This window comes from Corynebacterium sp. ES2775-CONJ (genome assembly GCF_024814515.1).
Taxonomy (GTDB): domain Bacteria; phylum Actinomycetota; class Actinomycetes; order Mycobacteriales; family Mycobacteriaceae; genus Corynebacterium.
This window is the reverse complement of the sequence record NZ_JANUXT010000008.1, coordinates 19,092-42,833: the sequence shown is the minus strand read 5'-3', so window position 1 is coordinate 42,833 and position 23,742 is coordinate 19,092. Positions and strand designations below refer to the sequence as shown.

Here is a 23,742-nt window from a genome sequence, read left to right as displayed (position 1 = left end):
TATGCTCTTTACCAAGCTCGATGCCGAGGTGGAGCAAGCACGCCGGAAACTAAGCGCTGTTCAGATGCGCGTTGACCATAGCGATCCCGATGCAGGAGATCTGCTCGAACGCGATACTGAATTCCACGCACTTAATCAGCGCATAGACCGCCTCAACCTAGCCTCTCTCGGTTTAGTATTCGGAAGAATAGATATAGCTTCGAGCGGCCTCGTCGAGAACCCAGTACCGGGCAGGGATAACCTTGAGCGCCGCTATATCGGGCGGATGGGCCTCGATGATCGAAACGACGATTACCGTACCCTGCTTCTCGACTGGCGAGCCCCCATGGCTAGACCTTTTTATTTAGCCACAACTGCGCAACCGGGGGGAGTCGAAATTCGTCGGCATATTCGCACTAAGGGTCGCACGGTGGTCAGAGTTGATGACGAAATTCTCGGTGGAGATCTGAGCGGAATCGAATACGCGCCCCACTCTGTGGCCCATGAATCTGCTCTCCACCTAGCTTTACAACAAGCCCGTGGGTCGCATATGCACTCCATCGTAGAGACCATACAGAGCGAACAAGATACGATCATTCGTGACAAAACCCGCGGAGTGATGGTTGTTGAGGGTGGTCCCGGCACCGGAAAAACAGCTGTAGCCCTCCATCGGATCGCCTATCTGCTCTATACGTGGCGAGAGCAATTGGACCGCCAAGGCGTATTAATCATCGGGCCCAATCCAACGTTCCTTGAGTATATTTCGCGAGTTTTACCCGAGCTCGGAGAGACTGGCGTCGTTCTAAGCACTATTGGTGAGCTGTACCCGCAAATGGTCCCCTCGAAGCCAGAAAGCCTCGCGGGGAAAGAAGTAAAAGGCTCACTAGAGATGATCACCATTCTCAAGCGAGCTGTTGCACGCCACCAATCGGAGCTCCAGGAGAATAGAATTATCCGCATCGAGGGCATCGATATCACATTAACCCCTGCTATGGTCAAATCCGCCCGCACCAGGGCACGACGGGGACGGCGGCCGCATAATCTCGCCCAACCTCTTTTCGCCGATGCTCTCTCCGCGCAGTTAACCAAAGCTCTGGTGTCAATCGTCGGCGCTGATCCTTTGGGGCGGCAGAATTTGCTATCCCAGGGAGACCAAGCGCAGATACATGACGATATTTTGGCTAGCCCTGAACTCCATGAACTCGTCGCAGAATTCTGGCCGATTCTGCGGCCTCAAGATGTGCTCGCCGAAATGCTCTGCGATGCCAAAATTTTAAGCGAGATTCTCTTCGACTACGATGAGGACACTTTCGATGCTCTCTTGCGCGATGATGTCGAGGGCTTCTCCGCCAGCGACGCAGCGCTTCTCGACGAATTAGCTCAACTCATAGGCCCCCATCCTGCCGCGACTCGCGAGCAAAAATGGGACTTGGAACGGGAAGCTGCTGAGTCAACGCTTGAAGGCCTCAGCTCCTCGGCAAACTCAGATCTCGACGATGAATCAGACGCTGAGATTCTCTCCGCTTTCGATATTATCGACGCCGAGGAGTTGGCGGACTGGCAGGTAGAAAAAGATATTCGCACCACAGCCGACCGCGCCCGCAATGATAGAGAATGGACCTATGGCCACGTCATTATCGACGAAGCCCAGGAGCTGAGTCCGATGGAGTGGCGGATGGTCATGCGACGAATACCCGCTCGATGGATGACTGTTGTGGGCGATACGGCTCAAACCGGGTCACCCGCCGGGGTCGACTCGTGGGCGGAAACCCTCGCTCCCTTTGTCTCGCAGCGCTTCACGAAGCACGAGCTCACCGTTAACTACCGCACTCCGTTAGAGATCATGGAGTACGCGCACAAAATACTCGCCCGCATTGGTCATGACCGACGACCCGCGACGTCTCTCAGATCCTCGGGGTATCCAGTACGGTTCTACCCTTCAGATACCGATCCAATGTGCATTGCTCGGGAACTGAAAGAGAAAGACCCTCACCGCTCCGTGGCGATTATCGCAGCTGATCATCGCGAGAATTCGGCCATTCGAGGGGTCAGTTCAATCAAAGGACTTGAATTCGATCACATCGTGGTAGTGGAACCGAATGAGATTGTCGAGTCCTCCCCGCAAGGGTACCAAGATCTCTACGTGGCTCTCACCCGGGCTACACAATCGTTGACCATCATTGGAGACAGCACCGATCTCACCTAGATCCCGGCTTCCTTTAAACCACGCAATTCTTTCTTGAGGTCCGCAATCTCGTCCCGGAGGCGGCCTGCCAACTCGAATTTGAGTTCGCGAGCCGCCTGCCCCATTTGAGTGGTCAACTCTTTGATCAGAGATTCCACCTCGCTGGAGGCCATAGTGGAGGTATCTTTGCGCGCGACGAGCGCGGCATCGGCTCGTCCCTCGTCGCCACTATCGGAATGAGCGTCTTGAACTTGGTCAAGAATATCGGCTATCTTCTTGCGCAACGGCTGCGGATCGATCCCATGTTCTTTGTTGTAGGCCAATTGCTTCTCTCTGCGCCTATCGGTTTCTTCGATGGCGAATGTCATGGAGTCCGTCATCTTGTCTGCATACATGATTACCTCGCCAGAGACATTCCTTGCGGCGCGTCCGATAGTTTGAATGAGGGACGTTGTGGATCTGAGGAAACCTTCCTTATCTGCGTCGAGAATGGCCACCAAGGATACCTCAGGAAGATCCAAGCCCTCGCGAAGCAGGTTGATGCCCACCAGCACATCGAACTCCCCGAGGCGCAGCTGTCGCAGCAATTCAACCCGCTGGAGAGTATCGATATCGGAGTGTAGATAGCGAACCTTCACTCCGTTTTCTAATAAATAGTCAGTGAGATCTTCGGCCATCTTCTTAGTCAAAGTAGTAACGAGCACGCGCTCATCCTTCGCAGTCCGCTCCCTGATCTCGTGAATGAGATCATCGATCTGACCCCGCGTAGGTTTGACAGTGATCTCTGGATCGACCAGACCAGTTGGGCGGATAACCTGCTCGACATATTCTCCACCAGAGGCGGCCAACTCGTAATTGCCAGGGGTGGCCGACAGATAAACCGTCTGCCCCACCCGCTGCGAGAACTCCTCCCACGTGAGAGGGCGGTTATCAAGAGCCGAAGGCAGACGGAAACCAAATTCCACTAGATTGCGTTTTCGCGACATATCGCCTTCAAACATGCCTCCAATCTGGGGCACCGTCACATGCGACTCGTCAATAATGGTGAGGAAATCATCGGGGAAGTAGTCGAGTAAGGTCGCTGGCGCGGTACCCGCAGCGCGCCCATCAAGGTGTCTGGAGTAGTTCTCAATACCAGAGCAAAAACCGACTTGTTCAATCATCTCGAGATCGTACTCCGTGCGCATTCGCAGGCGCTGTGCTTCCAGCAGTTTTCCACGATTTTCCAAATCAGCGAGCCGGTCAGCTAATTCTTCTTTGATATCTTCGATAGCTCGCGCCATACGATCCGGTCCCGCTACGTAGTGGGTGCCCGGAAAGATGCGAACGTCTTGCACCTGGCGGATAATCTCGCCGGTCAGGGGATGGATATAGTAGAGTGCATCAATTTCATCGCCAAAAAACTCCACACGCACTGCGGTCTCTTCATAGGCTGGAATGATATCGACGGTATCGCCCTTAACTCGGAATGTGCCGCGTGTGAAACCGATATCGTTGCGGCCGTATTGTATGTCAACCAGCAATCGGAGGAAACGATCTCGCTCTATTTCTTCTCCTACCTCCAACCACACGGAGCGATCGATATAGCCCTGCGGCGTTCCCAAACCATAAATACATGACACTGAGGAGACCACCACCACGTCGCGTCGCGTTAGCAAGGACGAGGTAGCCCGGTGACGCAGTCGTTCCACATCATCGTTGATGGAGGAATCCTTTTCGATATAGGTATCGGTCTGGGCGATATAGGCCTCGGGTTGGTAGTAATCGTAGTAGGAAACAAAATACTCAACCGCATTATTCGGAAGTAAGGAGCGCAATTCATTCGCGAGTTGGGCAGCAAGAGTTTTGTTGGGAGCCATGACCAATGTGGGTCGCTGCTGCTTTTCGATGAGCCACGCGGCGGTGGCAGATTTACCGGTACCCGTAGCACCGAGTAAAACAATATCATCCTCACCGCGGCGCAGACGTTCGTCCAATTCTTTGATCGCGGTGGGTTGGTCCCCGCTGGGCTGGAATTCCGATACCACCTCGAAGGTGCCCTGGGAGCGAGCTATTTCTGTAACGGGGCGATGGTCCGGCTGTTGATCGGCAGGGAGGGAATTCATAACCACCAATAATATAGTGGTAGTTATGCAAATGAGAAGACTGGCGTTCAGTGTGTGTGCTGCCACCGTACTCGGCCAATTATTCACCGCCCCCGCGGTCACCGCAGCGCCATGTGACTACACTCGCGTGCCGCAAGAAGGTGAACACTTTCAACCCCAGGGGAGTTCTTCCTTACCCTTCTTGTCGGGCTCGTCCTTATTTAGTTCCAGTCATGGAAGTAGTTCGCTTGATCAGGGGCGGCATCCTGGCCAAATGCCCATCCTCCAGGGTGCAACTCAATCCCTTCATCTACTGACTGGTCCAGGTTCCCCGCAGCGTACTCATTCTCGTTTTGGTATTTCGGGCACCGACTTAGGTATCGCGTGGTCCGGACCTGAAAATTACACCTATATGGCATTTGGCGACACCATGAGCTGCGATGGAGCTGATAATGGCTGGCGCTCGAATGTCCTGCTACGCACTGTAGATAAGGACTACTCGGATGGGTTAACCCTCGATGAGGCTTTGACTGCGGGTGGATGGTCGTCGTCGGGATTCGCCCGGGAAATTATCGGCTCGCTGAAGGTTCCGGGAATAGAGCACACCACCATCCCCACCGCGGGGATATATGTCAATGGTGCGCACTATATTGACTATATGTCGGTGCGTCGCTGGGGTGCTCCAGGGTATTGGGATACCAATTATGCGGCTACAGTGATGAGTGTCGATGGAGTAAATTGGTCACTCGTTCCCGAATCCATTCGTGTCAATGCAGATGCAGAGAACCTACCGAGTATCCCAGGGTTTAGCGCCTACAGACACGGGAATTCGCACCTTCAGATGAGCGCCTTCACTCACGATGACAACTATATCTACCGGATAAGCACTAAATCCGGTCGCGATGGGTCAGCTTATCTATCTCGTGCGGCTAAGTCGGAGTTCCCCGCCGAAAACGCTTTCGAATACTTCGACGGCTCGACGTGGACTGACGATCCGGCGGTGGAGCTTCCACTACTGGATGGAAGGGTTTCTGAACTTTCGGTGACCTTCCACGAAGGTTTAGGCCGATGGGTAGTACTCTACCTGGACGAGAACGGAATGGTGCTTCGTACCGCAGAAAAGATAACCGGCCCGTGGAGTTCGAAGCGCATGCTTATTAGTCGCGCAACAATCCCCGATATCTATGGTGGTTTTATCCTGCCCCATCAGAATTCAGGGACACTCGAATGGGTGGCGTCTACGTGGGGAGCATATAACGTACTGGTCATGCGCACGAAACTTGATGAAATATCTCTAAACGCCAGCGTTAAAAGCAACCACGACACCGAGGATAATCTCACCGTAGAAAAGGTTGTGGATCTATCCCCTGCCCTTGAGACTACTAGGGTTACAGGGCTTACAGAGCTTTCACTGATCCCGAAGTCTTTGGAGAATCCGAGAGACGTGCGCGGGAATGGCGTCGAGTGAGCCGTTATTATCGATGACAAAGTCGGCGACCTGTAGTCTCTCGGTGTCGCTGATCTGAGCAGCAATGCGAGCGTTAGCATCCTTCTCGCTCAGCCCGCGCAAGTGTACTAACCGCCTGAGCCGCTCGGTAGCACAGGTATCAACCACGATAACGGCATCGCAGTGACGGTGGTACCCCTTATCGACGAGGAGCGGTACATCCCAAATGACTATAGGATGCCCTGCCTTACGGTAGGACTCAAAGAGGGCCTCGGTGCGCTCTCGGATGCGAGGGTGGGTAATCGAGCTCAGTTGGGCGGTCTTCTCCGGGCTGCTAAAAGCGCGCTCCGCGAGTAATCCTCTATTGAGATGACCGTCATCTTTGATGATATCCCCGCCGAATGCGTCAGCTAGTTCGTTGAGGGCTGGCATTCCTGGCTCGACGATGTCGCGGGCAATGTGATCGGCGTCTATCACCGTAACTCCAAGAGATGCGAATTCTTTTGCAACAGTCGATTTACCGGAACCGATGCCACCAGTGAGCCCAATGATCTTCATGAAATTTATACTAGTGCATGTTAAATCCCCAGCGCCCGTGGAGAGTGCTGGGGATTTGAGGAAAAGAAGATACTACTTCTGAGTGCGAATTACTACGGTATTGGTATCCACGTTTTGTGGGGCCAAACCGCTCACGTCTGAGAATTTCGCGTGGTTGGTAACCAGTACTGGCGTCACCAAGTTATAGCCCTTTGAGCTGATGAATTCAGGATCGAAGGAAATCAGCGGGGTTCCAGCAGTTACATGCTGTTTACGCTCCACATGAATCTCGAATCCCTCGCCACCGAGTTGAACGGTGTCGATACCAACGTGAACAAGCAGCTCAATACCGTTGTCCAGACGCAGGCCTACGGCATGGCCTGACTTAGGAACGGAAATGACAGTTGCGTCAGCTGGAGCGTAAACGGTTGTACCCGTGGGAACAATCGCTACGCCTTTGCCAAGCTTTTCAGCAGCAAAGATGGGATCTGGAACTTCACTGAGGGTGATAGCTGCGCCGGCGAGGGGCGAAACCAGCTCAGTCAAAGCGCCCTCTTCGAGTGCGGTCTTAACCGGAGTGGCAACAGCGACTGCGCCACCGGAAGTAGCGGCTGCAGCAGGTGCAGCGGCTGGAGTAGCAGCAGGAGCAGGAGTCGCGACAGTCGGAGCTGCTTCAATCTCGGTCTCACGCTGACTAGCCAGGCTAGCAAGCACTTCGTCACGCTCTTCTTTGGTGCGGTAATCGAGGAAAATGACTAAGAACATGGAGGTGAAGAAAGCGACGGCAATACCGATTGCGTATCCACCAGCGGGGTCCATAGCGCCGATTGTGAGCAGCGAGGTGAAGACGAAAGCCTGAGCCTTGACATTGAAGATACCCATAACGACACCACCGGCGATACAACCCGGAATGAGGCGGAAATAGGTCTTACGGAAGCGCAACAGCACGCCGTAGAGCGAAGGCTCAGAGATACCGCCAAGAAGACCGGCCATCATTGCGCCAAGGGAAACCTGGCGCATGCCGTTGTTCTTTTCACGGATGGAGATGACCATAACGCCGGTAACAACTCCGAAGCAGGCGAAGTTCCATGCACCCATGGGGCCCTGGATGAAGTCGTAACCGAGGGTTGCAATATTTTGGATCATAATGGCGTTGAGCGGCCAGTGCAGACCCAATGGAACGAGGAATGGGTAGAGGCAAGGAACCAAAATAGCCAAGATGAATGGGCTGAAACCGTTTACCGCTGTCAAAACGCTGGTAATTCCGTTACCGATGAAAATACCGAAGGGGCCGAGCAAGAAGGCGGTAGCTGGGATCATGATGAGCAGGGAGATAAATGGTACAAAGACCATTTGCACCGCACTCGGGATGATTTTCTTAAGACCCTTCTCCACCCAGAACAGGCCAATTGCAGCCATAATCGGAGGGAAAACCTGACCGGAGTACTCGTTAATAACTAGTGGTAGACCAGCAAGATCTACGACGTCACCCTTGCTACCCATCGCCATGAAAGCGGGAGTGAGCAAAGCGGCGGGAATGGCGGCGCCCACCCACTCGTTTGCTCCCAGCTTACGCGCTGCGGTAGCACCGATCATGACGGGGAGGAAGTAGAAGACGGAAGTCCACATGGCGTGGAGTAGCTGATAGACCGGAGGCTGCTCTGCGACATCTTGGCGGAAATCTTGCCAGCCGAAGGTGTCAGCCAGCACGAGCATGGTGATAATCAGCGAGGCGCCAAGAAGAGCCCAGAGAATCGGGCGGAATGTATCAGAGAGGAACTCGAAGCAGTAGTCCACCCAGCTATATTTGCCTCTGACACCGTCGTATTGCTTCTTCGAAGACTCGGCGGCACTGTCTTTGGCTCCCATACCTGGAAGTTTCGTAAGCTCCTGGTAATAATTGGCAACATCGCCACCCTTGACGACCTGGAGGCCATTGGAGCCCTGCGGTACAACACCGAGGACCTTAGGGTGAGAATCGAGAGCCTTCTGATCAGCTTTGGACTGATCATTGAGCTGGAAGCGGAGTCGGGTGGCACAGTGCGTCATCGAGGCGACGTTTTCCGCACCCCCGATCTTATCGAGGATAAACTCTGAGGCGGTCCCCAGGGTAGTTTTTTCAGCCATTTTCAGGCCTTTCGCTAGAGATTTACATTAAAAACGTAAAAGAGTAAGCACCTAGGACTCACTCTCTTCGATCCAACCGCCTGAGTCAGCAACGATGCTGCCACTCAATGATCTGGCTGAACCTTTCTTGGTTTGTTCCGACCAAAAATTTGGTTCACAGAACAATCCCTCCCAGTATATTGCATAGCCCAGCTCACATTCAAGAAAGCAAGCGGATTTTCTCACATGACTCAAAAATAAACCCACAGCAAAACCACAGCAAACCCACAATTTTGACCGCGAGATTCACCCCGTTTCCCACATCCCTTTCCCCCTCATGCCCAGCTATCCTGTTACTCTGTTAGCCCATGGCCTACTACTCAATCCGCATGCATGCCTCCAACCAAGGAACCCACATCTCCGGCGCCGAACGTCTCACGAACGCTTCCGCTAGAGACAAACCTAGCGATATTACCCAGATTGCAGCAGATTTAATAGAGCGCGCCCTCACTCATCCTAAGGCAGAGCCGGATAGCATCTCCTTGCGCGTCGAGAGACTAGACCAAGACCCACTGCGTGTCCCTCTACTTCCCTGCGTAGAGCTTCCCGCCGGCACCAGTATCGCAGAACTATTAACCAAAAATGGGCTTAGCACCTCCGCGGCAGAACTGGCGCAAGACTTGATTTTCTCAATTAAAGACATGCGTGGGGCCGCCTTGTTAGATGCTCGCCGACTCCGCCGCATAGAGCCCGATCGGCATCGCGGTATTCGAGTTAGCACCTTTGACTATGAGCACACTATCCACCGAGGATCAAAGAATCACCACGTCGAGGCTCGCATTTTGGCAACGAAAACCCTTAGTGCACCTGGGGTTGTGGCTGAACTTTGCATGAGTGACGATCCCGACTACACAACAGGTTATATAGCATTAGCAGGAACCTATTACCGAATTCCTAATATGAAGAAAAACGGTAGTGGTGGTCGAGTGATCATCGTGGATAGTACCCAATATAATTTCGACCTCGGGCGTACGATCGCTTATCTCGAAGACCAACCCGTCCTTGTCACGGGACACTTCCACGGTGGTCACGATGACTAGTCTGAACAGCGTCACCACATCCTGGAACCACCAATGGGAGGCAGCTGAGTTACAGCGAAGTCCCCGTCGGTTCGACACCGCCCCACAACCGCGCACAGTCCTCAATGGGCATCCCACACTTAGTTTTGCAAGCAGCGATTACTTGGGGCTCGCGTGCGATCCCCGCGTCATTGCGGCTGGACAAAAAGCCTCCAATTTATACGGTGCAGGTTCTGGTGGGTCTCGGCTAACATCCGGCGAAACGATTCATCGAATGCTAGAGAACCAACTAGCGGAGTTCTTCGGTTACTCCGACTGTATTTTTTTCGCTACCGGCTATCTGTGCAACTTGGGCGTCATTTCAGCACTAGCTGGTCCCGAGGTGACAGTGTTTTCCGACGCCTTCAACCACGCCTCGCTCATTGATGGTATTAAGCTCGCTAAAAGCTCTCAGCTCACAATCTACCCCCACCAGGATTTCGAATACCTCGCCCGCGCGTTGAGCCACCGCACGACTCCACACGCTCTTATCATCTCCGATGGTGTCTTCTCTATGTCGGGTTCGGTGGTGGATCTGCCCAGACTGGCGCAGCTAGCCGCCGACTACGATGCGTGGTTGCTCATCGACGATGCACATGGGGTAGGCACCGTGGGACGGACTGGACGGGGCGTCAGCGAGTGGGCCGGTATAAAGCCCGATATATTAATCGGAACTGCATCTAAAGCTTTGGGTGTGGAGGGGGGCTTTGCTCTCTGCAGCACTCCGGTGCGGGAATTCCTTTACAACCACTCTCGTAGCTTTGTTTATTCCACCGCTCCAACTCCAGCCACAGTTGGAAGCTGTAGCGAGGCTCTCCGAATTCTCGATACCGATCATCAACTCATCGCTCGTCTGCACGAGGTCATCGGATATTTTTATGCATCGATGAGAATGCAATCGCCCTCGGTCCCCCATCCCATTATCCCGGTTCCCATTGGCGATGAACGCCTAGCTATAACCATCGCTCGCAATCTCGAAGATGCCGGGATATATGCCCCCGCCATTCGATATCCCACTGTTGCCCGCGGGAAAGCATTACTCCGGTTGTGCCTTTCTGCTTTGCACACCGAAGCCGATATTGATCGACTGGTCGCCTCAATCGTCTGCAATAGCTAAACTATGTCACGCTCGTCTACTTTCAATAAGGATGAAGTTTTGATCACACATCCTCGTATAATGTCACTGTAAAAGCATGGGAGGTTACCCCCATTGGATTGGAGAAAAAACACCCTTCCCCTCGATTCGCAGAGCTTAGTGCACGAGCGATAAACAGACTTAGCCCTATTTGGACACAAATTCCCAATAGCGTTGACGAGAAGATGAGAGTTTAGGCGAAAGAGTTGTGCGCCTACCCCCATCAAGATCACTAAACCGCAGGTTGAATTATGTTTTTTTGCGTGCCACCATAGGTAACGTGCAATTACTTGTTGAAAATCAGCTCCTCGCTTTGATCACCATCATGGCCGTCGGATTACTCGTAGGGAAGATTCGGATCGGAAATTTTCGACTCGGCGTAGCTGCTGTGCTTTTCGTTGGTCTGGCCTTCGCTACCATTGAACCGCGCATCACCCTACCCCCCATTTTGTTCATTGTGGGTTTGAGCCTATTCGTCTATACCATCGGGCTCGAAGCCGGCCCAACATTTTTCGCATCGATGAAAACTATCGGGCTCAAAAACAATATGCTGGGCTTTAGCATGATCATTGTGCTGACCGGGATTTCATATATAGCTATCAAGCTTGCTGGAATCGATGCCGCTTCCGGAGCGGGACTATTTACCGGTGCTGGCACGAATACTCCTGCTATGGCTGCCATTGTGGATACCATGCCACAGCTTCTAGGTAACGAAAATAGTGACGTAGCAGAGCTTCCTGTCGTTGCGTACTCGCTTGCCTATCCCATTGGTGTGCTCGGTGTCATTCTCTCGATCGCACTCATGTCCAAAGTTTTTAAAATCAATCACGAGCAGGAAGCAAAAGACGCAGGCGTAGCTGTCACCCCTCTAGAGACTCGTCGATTCAAGGTCACCGAAGAGAACCTACCCCCCATCAATCAATGGCCCCATGCCTTCGAATTGGAGATTATAGTATCCCGAATCGAGCATAACGGTAAGTTCTACCTGCCAGAACCAGGCGATGAAGCCGAACTCGGCGACACGGTCTCGATAGTTGGCACAGCCATGGAGCTCGACAAGGTGGGCGCCTTCGTCGGTGAGCACGTCCCTGGCTCTCCCACTCACGGCGAGACTATTGACTACCGCAGAATCTTTGTGTCGTCCCCAGATATTGTTGGTATCCCTCTCCGCAAGCTACGTTCTCGTCTCCACGATATGTTGGTGACACAGGTGCGCCGAGGGGATATGGACACGGTGGCCACCCCAGATACCGTCCTGCAGTTAGGCGATCGAGTTCGCGTTGTGGCTCCTCGAGGTCGAATCGATCAAGCCACAAGGATCTTCGGCGATTCCTACAAATCCCTGTCCGATATTAACCTTCTTCCCCTGGTTACGGGCCTCGGATTCGGTGTACTGCTAGGCATGGTGGCACTTCCTCTTGTTGGTGGCGCTGAACTTAAGCTCGGCTCCGCGGGCGGCCCCCTCATCGTGGCATTACTTCTCGGCTATATCGAGCGCACCGGTCCTGTAGTGTGGCAAGTACCTTATGGCGCTAATTTGGCCTTGCGTCAATTCGGTATCACACTCTTCCTTGCTGGAATTGGTACCACCGCCGGTGCTGGTTTCGGAGAAGCCCTGAAAGATCCAGAATCTCTAAAGATTATTTTTGTTGGCGCTATAGGCACGATTGCCATGAGTTTGTGCACCCTGATTGTGGGCTATAAATTACTCAAAATTCCATTCGGTCAAGTAGCTGGCATCCTCGCAGGTATGCAGACCCACCCTGCAATTTTATCCTATGTTTCGGACCATACCCGCAACGAGTTGCCCTCTATTGGCTACACGACGGTATACCCGATGGCTATGGTCACGAAGATCCTCTGTGCCCAGCTACTCGCGTTTGCTCTTGTCCTCACTTAACGCCTGATCCAAGACGGAAAAGCTCGCTTCACCTTAACAGGAGGCGAGCTTTTTTTGAGTTTGAACCCCCAATCGCAGAGAGCCCGACCATCCTCTAGATGGCCCCTTGCTGCCATAACTATAGATCTATACTGTAGCTCTTTACCGGTATCTTGGCTTTGGTGAAAGGGTAACGTATGAACGACTAGAGTCCACTACTAAAACCCTAGGTCTCAAAGCGCCACGGTATTCACGGTGCCCGCGATGAGATCAGCTCCTCGGGCCGGAACCTGCAGCGCGCCGAGGGGTTGAAATTTTGTAAGATACTCAACTTTGACCTCATCAACGTATCAACAAACTCGAGTAATCCTCTCACAGGTGACTCTACAATTCTTAGCAATGGGAAAAAGGAAAATTAAGTTACCTTCCCCATCGGCATGGTCGACGAAACGGCGAAAGCAACCACCAACAGAATAAATTGGCCCATTAAGTGACTGATGGGGTGCTTTACCTAAACCAGATATGAACGTCGCTTTAGCAGCTCGACAGCAGCCTAATTAACGCGCAAGTGACTATCCGTTGAATTGTCTAGGAGGGCGAATACCTGAGCAGCCGACTTAAGTTCATAGCGGAAAATAAAGAAAACCCCATTCACCTGATCATTCAGGTGAATGGGGATTACGCACAGCGAGCTTTAGCTGCCAGCGAGCTTCTCGCGCAAAGCGGCAAGTTGCTCATCAGAAGCAAGTGAGCCACCGGTTTCCGCTGCTACTTCCGCTGCTTCGGCCGGAGCTGCCTGGTCAGACTGGGAAGAGTAGTTTCCACCTTCGGACTCACCCGCTGCGGCAGCCTCAGCGGCTGCGGCACGGTTCCGCTCGATTTGCTGGGTGTGAAGCTGGAAGCGACGCTCAGACTCGGCGTAACGAGCCTCCCACTCCTGACGCTGAGCATCGAAGCCCTCGAGCCATTCATTAGTCTCAGGATCGAAGCCTTCAGGGAAGATATAATTGCCCTGCTCGTCATAGGAGTCGGCCATACCGTACTTCGAGGGATCGAATTCCTCGGTGTAGTCCTCATCAGCCTGCTTGAGGGAGAGGGAGATGCGACGACGCTCGAGATCGATGTCGATGACCTTAACCATTGCCTCTTCGTTGACGTTGACAACCTGGTCTGGTACCTCGACGTGACGCTGAGCCAGCTCGGAGATATGTACGAGACCCTCGATACCCTCTTCGACGCGGACGAAAGCACCGAATGGAACGAGCTTGGTAACCTTGCCGGGAACAATCTGGCCGACAGCGTGGGTGCGTGCGAAGACGCGCCATGGATCTTCCTGGGTTGCCTTGAGCGAGAGCGATACGCGCTCGCGGTCAAGATCAACGTCGAGCACCTCTACGGTTACTTCGTCACCAACGGTGACGACCTCGGATGGGTGATCGATATGCTTCCAGGAGAGCTCGGATACGTGAACGAGGCCGTCAACACCGCCGAGATCGACGAAAGCGCCGAAGTTGACGATGGAAGACACGTGACCCTTGCGTACCTGGCCCTTTTGCAGCTGGTGCAGGAACTCCGAGCGAACCTCAGACTGGGTCTGCTCAAGCCATGCACGGCGGGAAAGAACAACGTTATTACGCTGCTTATCGAGCTCGATGATCTTTGCTTCGATCTGCTGACCGATATAAGGGTCGAGTTCACGCACGCGGCGCATTTCAACGAGAGAAGCTGGCAGGAAGCCGCGCAGTCCAATATCAAGGATGAGGCCGCCCTTGACAACCTCGATAACGGTACCGGTAACGGCCTCGTCTTTTTCCTTGAGTTCTTCGATGGCGCCCCATGCTCGCTCGTACTGAGCGCGCTTCTTGGACAGGATCAGACGACCTTCTTTATCCTCTTTAGTGAGAACTAGGGCGTCGATCTCGTCGCCAACCTCGACTACTTCGCCGGGGTCGACATCGTGCTTGATGGACAGCTCGCGTACCGGAATGACACCTTCGGTCTTGTATCCGATATCGAGCAAAACCTCATCGTGGTCAACCTTAACCACGGTACCTTCGACGATGTCTCCATCGTTAAAATATTTGATGGTGGCGTCGATGGCTGCGAGGAAATCCTCAGGAGAGCCGATGTCGTTGACAGCGACCTGAGGTACGTTCTTGGAGGTCATAAGTTAAAAGTGCTCCGAAATATGTAGGAATCGATGATGGACAGTTCATGTCTCTTGAATTGCATCTAAAGAGAGCGATTCAATCTCGCCGCATCCCGTCTTACTTCCCTACATAAGCAAGATGGCGATACGAACATAGACACGCGTGGCCAAGGATACGCCATTTTCCCAGCTAAAGCAAATAGAATGGGTCGCTGTGTTTGCCGATAAAACTCCAACCCCAATAGCCTCATTGGCCAATCAAAAATATTGGGACCTCGATGCCACGCAGTACCACAGAAGTCATGCTGAATATCTGTCATCCTTTTACTGGTGCCCTGAGATGCTTCACGAGCAAGAGGCCCAGTTGCTGGGTGATCTCTCCCAGCATACTGTCCTCGAACTAGGCTGCGGCTCGGCTCCCTGTTCCCAGTGGTTGAAGGTGCGCTTCCCCCACGCATTCGTGGTGGGCTTCGACATTTCATCGTCCATGCTCAAGTATGCAGCGACCTCGTTGCCTCTAGTACAGGCTGATGCCACAGCTCTCCCCTTTGCCCAAGAAACATTCGATTGTGTCTTCTCGGTTTTTGGCGCCATTCCTTTCGTGGAAGATCTCACCGAGTTATTTGGTTCAATCTATAATTTGCTCACCCCCGGTGGACGTTTTGTTTATTCCACGAACCATCCCATGCGATGGGTTTTTCTCGACGATCCAGGCGAAGCAGGACTCATGGCAGTCACATCGTACTTTGAGAAGGACTACGTGGAATATTCCGCTGACGATACTTGCCCTGACTATGTGGAATTTCAGCACACCTTGGCCGACCACATCAACGCCTTAGCCACCAGTGGTTTTCACATCGACGCCTTCGTCGAACCCGAATGGCCGGATTCTTTGGAAACAACGTGGGGCCAATGGTCTCCTCTCCGCGGCAAAATTTTCCCAGGTACTATGATCATTCAGGCTCACCGCCCTCTATAAGGCCACCACTAGAAACTTTAGTGGGCAGCCTCTTCCCAGTTAGCTCCATGTCCGGCTGATACTTCCAGGGGAACCGAGAGCGATATGGCTCGGTCCATCTCGGCTTCCACAATCTTGGTAACCATGTCGAGTTCCCCGGGAGCTACCTCTACCACCAACTCGTCGTGGACTTGGAGGAGCACCCGAGATTGCGTTTTCTCCAAATGCCGGTCGACGCGCAACATAGCAACTTTAATGATATCGGCAGCGCTTCCTTGGATGGGCGCATTCAAAGCCGCACGTTCGGCGTTTTCCCGAGCAACCCGATTTGTGGAACTCAACTCTGGTAAATAACGCCGGCGCCCGAAGAGGGTAGCTGTGTATCCACTGCGTCGAGCTTGTTCGACGATATCATCAAGATAACGTTTAACTCCACCAAAGCGCTCGAAGTAGTTTTCCATGATTCCCTTGGCCTCACCTGGGGTGATTCCCAGCTGTTGTGATAGGCCGAAGGCCGAGAGCCCGTAGACCAGCCCGTAGGACATGGCCTTGACGCGGCGGCGCAACTCCGCCGTCACTTCAGAAACGGGGACATCAAATACTTTTGATCCCACGTAATTATGAAGATCCTCACCACGTTGATACGCCTCAATAAGGCCAACATCTTGCGAAAGATGCGCCATCACTCGCATTTCAATCTGGGAATAATCGGCAGTCAAGAGCGTGTCGTACCCTGGCCCAGGAGTGAAGGCGGAGCGGATTTTGCGCCCGGCTGCAGTTCGCACTGGGATATTCTGCAGGTTAGGTTCCGTGGAGGATAGTCTGCCCGTGGACGTCACAGTTTGGTTAAAGGTGGTGTGAATACGCCCATCCTCGCCGATAGCTTTAATCAGACCCTCTAGAGTGGTCTTCATTTTCTGATATTCGCGGTGTGCTAAAAGATGATCAAGGAAGGGATGCGGATATTTGACAGCAAGCGCTTCAATCTCTTTAGCTGCTGTGGAGTAGCCTGTCTTGGTTTTTTTAGTTTTGGGAAGTCCCAGAGTTTCAAAAAGGACAACCTGCAGCTGTTTCGGTGAGGTCAGGAGGAGCGTCGGGTCACCCGCGAGCTCACGTGCTGCCTCTTCCTCCCTGGCCACTTGGTCTTTGAAGTCTGCCAGCTGTTCCTCTAACACAGCTCGATCCACCGCAATTCCGGCATCCTCCATCACAGCGAGTGACTGGATAAGAGGAATCTCTAAGTCGCTATAAAGCTCGAAGGAGTCCATTTCTTGCAATTCCTTGGTCAAGGATTCAGCTAGCGAGATAATTGCCCGAACAGAGTCCTTAAGGATGCGATGGTTATCCTCGTCGATCAAGCTCAATTGACCCCCGTTATCGGCACCGAGTTGTCCCTGAAGATGCCGCTGATAAACATCCTCGAGAGAGTAGGTTCGCTGGCCGGGGCGCAATATATAGGCAGCCACAGCAGTATCATGGCGGATCCCCGATAAAGTGAACCCGCGTCCCTTTAACATGTGGTAGCACGCTTTGGCCTCATGCATAATCTTGGGGGCGTCGCTGGAGAAGAATTTAGCCAGCGCCTTCTCCTCCTCGGGGCTCAGATCTGCAAAGTCACCCACGATAACATGGTTCTTGCTATCGAGGAGTGCATAGGCATAGGCGTCGCCGCTCGCCGGTGTTCCTCTCCCTTGAATATAGACCGCCGTTCCCGCAGCTAGGTCACGGCTAGGATCTTCTAACCAATGATGGACAGGTTGACTGTCTTCGATGAGTTCTCTTTCGTCGCGGGCCGATTCCTGAGTCTGAGGTTGCTCCCCTAAACCTAGGGCTTCAAAAATGCGTTCGCGAAGATTTTTACCAAATTCGAGATCTGAAAATTTATCCAGAACCGCCGTAATATCGACCGTTCCCCGCTGGAGCTGCTCCGGGGACAATTCTAAGGGAAGATCTTTGACCATCTCGGTGAGCGTGCGATTCATACGCACTTGATCAATGCGCTCGCGGAGATTGTTGCCTACTACTCCCCCAATTTCTTCAGCATGCGCAAGCAAGTTGTCTAGATTACCGTAGTGGGTAATCCACTTGGTTGCGGTTTTCTCTCCCACTTTTGGAATCGAGGGGAGATTATCCGATGGGTCGCCCCGAAGAGCTGCGAAGTCCGGGTATTGCTCAGGACTCAGACCATACTTTTCCTGCACAGCTTCAGGGGTAAAGCGGTGCATAACCGAAACCCCCTTCATGGGATACAGCACCGTGGTGGAATCGTTCACCAACTGGAAAGAATCGCGATCTCCAGTAACTATAAGAGTAGTAAAACCAAGGGGTTGAGCGGCGGTAGCCAATGTGGCAATCACATCATCGGCCTCATAATGGTCTTTTTCGATGGTTTTCAGGCCAAGGACTTCAAGCACGTCCTTGATTAGCGAAATTTGCCCTTTGAACTCCTCAGGGGTGGGCGCACGCTGTGCCTTGTAATCTGGGAACAGTTCACTGCGAAAAGTAGGAGCCTCGAGGTCAAAGGCCACCGCGATATGAGAGGGTTCTTCTTCGCGTACTAATCCTGCAAGCATAGAAAGGAAACCGTAGACAGCATTGGTGTGCTGACCTCCAGACGTGGAGAATTTATCGCTCGGAAGCGCGTAGAAAGCACGGAAAGCCATAGAATGACCGTCAATGAGCATAAGGCGGCGTGGGGCGTCGATTTTGTTGTTCTCCATCTCAGTCACGAAAGACCAGTCTAGTCGATCGCGGGAATAGTCGGGGATGGGTAGGATGACGTTGGGATTTCCAGAAATCTAGAAAATAGGTTAATATTTCCCCGTGCGCCCCTGTAGCCCAATTGGCAGAGGCAACGGATTCAAAACCCGTCCAGTGTGAGTTCGAGTCTCACCAGGGGCACGATAGTCACCGCCACGGAGTATTTTTACACGTGGCGGTTTTGCTATCACATTATAAAAAATCTGATACTCATATAAACAGTAAGGCGCTCAATGGACCACTCAACTCAGGGGATCCGCTCCTCAAACCCTGTTTCACATCTTGTTCATGTTGTCATTGGTGCTCTCATTGGACTTGCCGAGATGGTTCCGGGCGTCTCCGGTGGCACAATTGCGCTCATCAGTGGTATTTACGAGCGCGCGATTAACAACGCCGACGCGCTGCTGAACGTGGCGAAATCGCTCGTTCGCGATCGTTCGAACCTTGCGGCTGCGGTGAGGAAAGTCGAGTGGCTCTTCCTCGCTGCGGTGGCTGTGGGAATGCTAGGTACTGTCTTTGCGCTTTCTGGAGTGGTTCATTCCTTTGTGGAGAATTCTCCCCAGACTGCCCACGCCCTTTTTCTCGGTATGGTTGCTGTCTCACTGGTCGTCCCGATCAAGCAGACCAACAAGCAGGACTTAAAAGCCAAGTTGATCCCTGCGCTTTCGCTCCTCGTTGCAACCGCTATAGGTATGTTTTTCCTCACCGGATTCACCTCGGCCGAGAAATCTGATCCATCACTACTGATCATATTTGGGGCTGCTGCTATTGCTATCTGCGCGCTTGTATTACCTGGAGTATCCGGATCCTTCATTCTCCTAGCGATCGGTCTATATGAGCCAGTTATTGGCGCAGTGAGCGAACGCAACCTCACGGTCCTCTTGGTCTTTGTCGCGGGGGCGCTCACGGGGCTGTCGTTGTTTATCAAAGTGTTAAATTATCTGCTCAATAACCATCACTCTCTCACCATGATGGCGATGGCGGGGCTGATGTTGGGTTCGTTACGTGCACTATGGCCGTGGACTGGCGATTCGGGAGAGCTTCTCGCACCGAGTGGCAATACTGGCTGGTTGCTGTCCATGATGGCGCTCGGTGGCGCCATTGCTGGTGCCGTGATGATCCTCGAACGCTTTAATACCCAGGGATCGAAGAACTAACAAGGTTTCCGAATAGCGAAGTAGTTACCCGCGTGTGTGCCGAGTGTGTCTGGTTGGACTAGTAGCGCGGGTACGATTATCGCTTGCACCTTCGCGCGGTTTGAGGTCACAAGTAACTGGGTGCGGGTGGAGAGACCTGAACCAGGCTGTTCTCAGCCCCCTTTGTGAAGTATTGGTGGCGAGCATCATTCCCGTAATCAAATGCATACTTTCCGCATATTTTGTGAATTGTATGCATATATTCGATAACTGCCTCGCAGGGCTGACTCCGCAAAGGTTGGTCAGGCACCCCCAAACCTCCGGTATAACCACTGCTTGGAGACATTTTATTGTCTCCTGTCGATTACGGGGGTAAGACGTCCACCGTAAAGGGTATGAAAAATTTATTCAGTGTGATAAATTTATTTCCATGACTTCAACGATGAAACACCAATCGATCTACCGCTCGGCAGCGAGCATAGTCACCGTCGGTTTACTCCTCAGCGGTTGCGTTACAAACACGGAAGGTAATACCGCCGCCATTGATGGTGAATCCCCGTCCTCCGCTGCCAGTAACGGTCTTCCCTCTGGTTGGAAGGAAATTACTCCTGACACCGTTGACGCTATAGCCGCTCTCGTTCCATCAGACATCGCTGAGGATGGCAAGATCAGCATTGGCACCAACCCACCCTTCGCCCCCGCTGAATTTAAAGATTCCGATGGTAAGATCATCGGCTTTGATATCGATCTTGCTCGTGCGGCCGCTTCCGTGCTGGGCTTGGAACTGGAAGTTAAGGACCTCGACTTCTCATTGATCCTGCCCCAAATCGACGGTGGCTCCGTAGAATTCGGGGCTTCCGGCTTTACCGATAACGAGGAGCGGAGGGCTAACTTCGACTTCGTCGATTATTTCAATGCCGGTATCCAGTGGGCCGCAGCTCCCGGCTCAGGCGTCGATCCCGATGAGGCGTGTGGCCTGACTGTGGCCGTTCAACGGGCCTCAGTCTCCGAGACGGTAGATGTAGCCGAACGCTCGGCAGCATGTGAAGCAGCTGGCAAACCAGCAATCAAAACCTTATCTTTCGACAGCTCCGATGCCGCCGCTAATGCTGCCATCCTTGGGCGTGCCGATGCATTCTCGGGCGACTCCCCCACGGTCGCGTGGGCTGTTGAACGCTCTGAGGATAGACTCGAACTAGTTGGAGATATCTTCGCCGTTGCCAACTATGGTTGGCCCGTTAAAAAGGGCTCAGAATTAGCCCCCGCTCTCGCAGCCGCCCTCCAGCACCTCATCGACAACGGCGACTACGAAGAGATTTTAGCTCAGTGGGGCATGAAGAATGGCCTCGTTGAAGCCGCTGCTATCAATGGTCAGCCCATCAACTAGCCAACCATCCTCTGATATCCCACCCACTCCCTTGGCACCGCATGAGCAACCGAGGGAGTCTAAACATTCGAAAGATTCTTGTTATGAGCACCCCACGAGGCCCCAAACCCATTGAGGCTAAATCACTCCACCACCCAGGACGGTGGGTTACGGCCACCATCTTGCTGAGCATTGTCGCTCTTTTTATTTATTCATGTAGCCAAAATGAAGCCTTCGGGTGGGACACTTATTTTCAGTACCTTTTCGATACTCGTATTGCCGAAGCGGCTCTGCACACTATTGCGCTCACAGTGCTAGCCATGCTTATTGGCGTTGTCCTCGGTCAGATCCTCGCCATCCTAAGGATGTCGCCCAATCCCGTGTTGAGCGCCATCGCATGGTCTTATTTATGGATCTTTAGAGGCACCCCAGTCTATGTACAACTGGTGTTCTGGGGTCTAGCTGGCAATATTTTCAAAGTACTCAACCTGGGGATAGCTGAGATCGACCTCGAAAGCGCACTGAGAAATACGTTCTTCCTCGCCGTCCTAGGACTCGGTCTGAACGAGGCGGCCTATATGGCAGAAATCGTGCGCTCCGGGATTCAGGCTGTGCCCCCTGGACAAATCGAAGCATCAAAGGCCCTCGGTATGAGTTGGTGGACCACTATTCGCCGCACAATCTTGCCGCAGGCACGCCGTATCATCTTGCCTCCCACAGGCAATGAGTTCATTTCCCTGCTCAAGACCACGTCGCTCGTCGTCGCGATTCCTTATTCAATGGAGTTATACGGGCGGGCCATGGATATTGCGAACGCTCTTTTTGACCCGATTCCTTTGCTTCTTGTTGCGGCAACGTGGTACCTCGTTATCACCTCGTTGCTGATGGTGGGCCAACACTACCTAGAGATTTACTACGATCGTGGGGCAACCAAGGAGTTGACAGCTCGCCAACTCAGCGCCCTAGCCGATGCAGAGGGAACGCTTCCGAAAAATATCAATATTGTTCCCGAGACCCCTAAGCGGAAATAAGAGAAGGTACTCAAAGATGAATACAACCATGATTGAGGCTCAACAGGTCTGTAAGTCTTTCTCCGGCCTCAAAGTCCTCAAAGGTATCGACCTTATAGTTCCGAAGGGCTCAGTAACGTGTTTGATCGGACCGAGCGGTTCCGGTAAGTCCACCTTCTTGCGCTGCGTCAACCACTTGGAGAAAGTCACCGCGGGTCGCCTCTACGTCGACGGAACTTTAATCGGCTACCGCGAGAAGAATGGCGTACTCTACGAAATTTCCGAGAAAGAGGCGGCTCGTCAGCGCTCCGATATCGGTATGGTTTTCCAAAACTTCAACCTATTTCCGCATCGCACCGCGCTGGAGAATATCACTGAAGCTCCGATTTATGTAAAGAAAATGGATTCTGACAAAGCAAATGAGCGCGCCAGGGAACTCCTTGCCCAGGTGGGACTAGCGCACAAAGCGGATGCTTTTCCGGCTCAGCTATCTGGTGGCCAACAGCAGCGGGTCGCTATTGCCCGCGCGGTGGCGATGGATCCCAAGTTGATGCTATTTGATGAGCCTACCTCTGCTCTCGACCCTGAACTGGTTGGGGAGGTTCTCCGCGTAATGCGTGATTTGGCTGAACAGGGAATGACTATGCTTGTTGTCACTCATGAGATGGGTTTCGCTCGGGAGGTATCCGATCAGGTGGTTTTCATGGATGGTGGCGTAGTTGTTGAATCTGGCCGTCCGGAGGAGGTCCTGGATAATCCTCAGCACGCACGTACCCAGGAATTCCTTTCCAGTATCTTGACCTAGTCGAGGGGCTTGTTGTACTTTTCCTTGATGGCTTTCTCAACGTGCGGAGGTAACACTTCTTTGATATCTCCGCCAAACCGAATCACTTCTTTGCACAGAGTCGAGGACACGTGACCGTATTTGGGATCTGTCATAAAAAACACGGTGTCCACCCCGGAGAGATTGCGGTTCATCTGCGCCATCGGCACCTCGTACTCGTAGTCGAGGGAGGATCGTAGGCCCTTGACGATGACTGAAATATCGTGTGCGCTGGTGTAATCGACCAAAAGATCTGCCCACCAATCCACCACGATATTGGGTACATCGCTAAGACTACGCTCGATGAGATCGATACGTTCCCTCACGCTAAACAGTCCATTTTGCTTATTCGGATTCGCAGTCACCAGGACCGTTAATTCGTCAAATTGGGCCGCAGCGCGACGGAAGATATCAATATGTCCCATCGTCACCGGGTCAAAGGACCCAGGGGCAACCGCTCTGCGCATATGCTTATTCATCGCCATTACCCGTCCGCTAATTCGGAATCAAAAACAGCCATATCCATACGCGCTATACCGAAGGTACGCTTCTTTAATTTTTGGGTGGTTGGGGTAAAACCTGCGGGCCATGCAGTTTGAGGAGAGTCACGGTGGCGTTCGACCACCACAGCGGCACCATCTACAAGCAGGGGTTTAAGCGCCGTGAGCATCTCGATGACGGCAACATCCTCGAGCTCATAGGGGGGATCTGCCAGCACCATGTCAAAATAGTGATGAGGCGCCATCGCTAAATAGCTAGACACGGCCCTTTGTTCAATGCTCACACCAGGATGGCCTACCACTGCAGCGTTCTCTTTGATGATCGCACAGGCACTGGCCTGGGACTCGACCAATACCACCTCGCTAGCCCCCCGAGAGGCCGCTTCTAGGCCGAGCGCTCCTGAACCTGCAAAGAGGTCGAGAACGCGCGAATCTTGAAAGCCGAAGCGTACTTGAAGAGAAGAGAATAAGCCTTCACGGGCCCTGTCTGAGGTAGGCCGGGTCCCCTGCTCGGGAACTTTGATCTTGCGGCCGCGAGCTTGTCCAGCAATAATTCGCGTTTTGCCCATC

At 53.0% G+C, this 23,742-nt stretch carries 17 protein-coding genes and 1 tRNA gene; 11 read left to right on the top strand and 7 right to left on the bottom strand.

Translation table 11 applies throughout. The features are described from left to right. Nucleotide 1: 1 nt before the first annotated feature. Nucleotides 2-2,185, top strand: coding sequence for a UvrD-helicase domain-containing protein (locus NXT01_RS09175; protein ID WP_259080334.1), 2,184 nt, complete (start codon nt 2-4; stop codon nt 2,183-2,185). Here NXT01_RS09175 and uvrB read toward each other — a convergent pair. After that, nucleotides 2,182-4,269, bottom strand: coding sequence for an excinuclease ABC subunit UvrB (gene uvrB, locus NXT01_RS09170; RefSeq protein WP_259080307.1), 2,088 nt, complete (start codon nt 4,267-4,269; stop codon nt 2,182-2,184). The genes NXT01_RS09175 and uvrB overlap by 4 nt on opposite strands. A 25-nt stretch (nt 4,270-4,294) precedes the next feature. Between uvrB and NXT01_RS09165 the strand changes: the two genes are divergently transcribed. Beyond that, nucleotides 4,295-5,716, top strand: coding sequence for a DUF4185 domain-containing protein (locus NXT01_RS09165; protein WP_259080306.1), 1,422 nt, complete (start codon nt 4,295-4,297; stop codon nt 5,714-5,716). Here NXT01_RS09165 and coaE read toward each other — a convergent pair. Next, a complete protein-coding gene (coaE, locus tag NXT01_RS09160) occupies nt 5,657-6,253 on the bottom strand; it encodes a dephospho-CoA kinase (protein ID WP_259080305.1) in 597 nt (198 codons plus the stop codon). The genes NXT01_RS09165 and coaE overlap by 60 nt on opposite strands. Before the next feature lie 72 nt (nt 6,254-6,325). Then, nucleotides 6,326-8,359, bottom strand: a complete 2,034-nt coding sequence (locus tag NXT01_RS09155; RefSeq protein WP_259080303.1) for a glucose PTS transporter subunit IIA — start codon at nt 8,357-8,359, stop codon at nt 6,326-6,328. A gap of 347 nt (nt 8,360-8,706) precedes the next feature. On the opposite strand from NXT01_RS09155, the gene NXT01_RS09150 reads away from it, so the two are divergent. The 3 genes from NXT01_RS09150 (at nt 8,707) to NXT01_RS09140 (ending at nt 12,491) form a co-directional block, all read left to right on the top strand. Beyond that, a complete protein-coding gene (locus tag NXT01_RS09150; protein ID WP_259080302.1) occupies nt 8,707-9,438 on the top strand; it encodes a 6-carboxyhexanoate--CoA ligase in 732 nt (243 codons plus the stop codon). Further along, the gene (locus NXT01_RS09145; protein ID WP_259080301.1) at nt 9,431-10,573 is read left to right on the top strand and encodes an 8-amino-7-oxononanoate synthase; all 1,143 of its coding nucleotides are present in this window, start codon (nt 9,431-9,433) and stop codon (nt 10,571-10,573) included. The genes NXT01_RS09150 and NXT01_RS09145 overlap by 8 nt, the downstream gene beginning before the upstream one ends. A gap of 298 nt (nt 10,574-10,871) precedes the next feature. Continuing rightward, the gene (locus NXT01_RS09140) at nt 10,872-12,491 is read left to right on the top strand and encodes an aspartate:alanine exchanger family transporter (protein WP_259080300.1); all 1,620 of its coding nucleotides are present in this window, start codon (nt 10,872-10,874) and stop codon (nt 12,489-12,491) included. A gap of 673 nt (nt 12,492-13,164) precedes the next feature. Here NXT01_RS09140 and rpsA read toward each other — a convergent pair. Next, entirely contained in the window at nt 13,165-14,637 is a 1,473-nt protein-coding gene (rpsA, locus tag NXT01_RS09135) for a 30S ribosomal protein S1 (RefSeq protein ID WP_259080299.1), read from the bottom strand. Nucleotides 14,638-14,833: 196 nt separating this feature from the next. Here rpsA and NXT01_RS09130 point away from each other — a divergent pair, with 196 nt between their 5' ends. Beyond that, nucleotides 14,834-15,598 carry a class I SAM-dependent methyltransferase gene (locus tag NXT01_RS09130; protein WP_259080298.1) on the top strand — a complete coding sequence of 255 codons (765 nt, stop codon included), beginning with the start codon at nt 14,834-14,836 and terminating at the stop codon, nt 15,596-15,598. Nucleotides 15,599-15,615: 17 nt separating this feature from the next. Here NXT01_RS09130 and polA read toward each other — a convergent pair whose 3' ends face one another. Further along, entirely contained in the window at nt 15,616-18,297 is a 2,682-nt protein-coding gene (polA, locus tag NXT01_RS09125) for a DNA polymerase I (RefSeq protein ID WP_396124775.1), read from the bottom strand. 107 nt (nt 18,298-18,404) lie between these two features. Between polA and NXT01_RS09120 the strand changes: the two genes are divergently transcribed. The 5 genes from NXT01_RS09120 to NXT01_RS09100 all read left to right on the top strand — a co-directional run bounded on the left by NXT01_RS09120 (nt 18,405) and on the right by NXT01_RS09100 (nt 22,654). Beyond that, a tRNA-Leu gene (locus NXT01_RS09120) sits at nt 18,405-18,478 on the top strand. A gap of 92 nt (nt 18,479-18,570) precedes the next feature. Continuing rightward, on the top strand, nt 18,571-19,494 hold the full coding sequence (locus NXT01_RS09115) for a DUF368 domain-containing protein (RefSeq protein WP_259080296.1): 924 nt from the start codon (nt 18,571-18,573) through the stop codon (nt 19,492-19,494). A gap of 409 nt (nt 19,495-19,903) precedes the next feature. Further along, the gene (locus NXT01_RS09110; protein WP_259080294.1) at nt 19,904-20,860 is read left to right on the top strand and encodes an ABC transporter substrate-binding protein; all 957 of its coding nucleotides are present in this window, start codon (nt 19,904-19,906) and stop codon (nt 20,858-20,860) included. A gap of 83 nt (nt 20,861-20,943) precedes the next feature. Then, nucleotides 20,944-21,870 carry an amino acid ABC transporter permease gene (locus NXT01_RS09105; RefSeq protein ID WP_259080293.1) on the top strand — a complete coding sequence of 309 codons (927 nt, stop codon included), beginning with the start codon at nt 20,944-20,946 and terminating at the stop codon, nt 21,868-21,870. Nucleotides 21,871-21,886: 16 nt separating this feature from the next. Next, nucleotides 21,887-22,654 (top strand): amino acid ABC transporter ATP-binding protein, encoded by a 768-nt coding sequence (locus NXT01_RS09100; protein ID WP_310472140.1) that lies wholly within the window; start codon nt 21,887-21,889, stop codon nt 22,652-22,654. On the opposite strand, the gene coaD is transcribed toward NXT01_RS09100, so the two are convergent. Together coaD and rsmD are read right to left on the bottom strand one after the other, a co-directional pair. After that, nucleotides 22,651-23,139, bottom strand: a complete 489-nt coding sequence (gene coaD / locus NXT01_RS09095; protein ID WP_259080326.1) for a pantetheine-phosphate adenylyltransferase — start codon at nt 23,137-23,139, stop codon at nt 22,651-22,653. The genes NXT01_RS09100 and coaD overlap by 4 nt on opposite strands. A 17-nt stretch (nt 23,140-23,156) precedes the next feature. Beyond that, nucleotides 23,157-23,741: a 16S rRNA (guanine(966)-N(2))-methyltransferase RsmD gene (rsmD, locus tag NXT01_RS09090; RefSeq protein WP_259080292.1), complete on the bottom strand. Its 585-nt coding sequence runs from the start codon at nt 23,739-23,741 to the stop codon at nt 23,157-23,159. Nucleotide 23,742 lies beyond the last annotated feature (1 nt).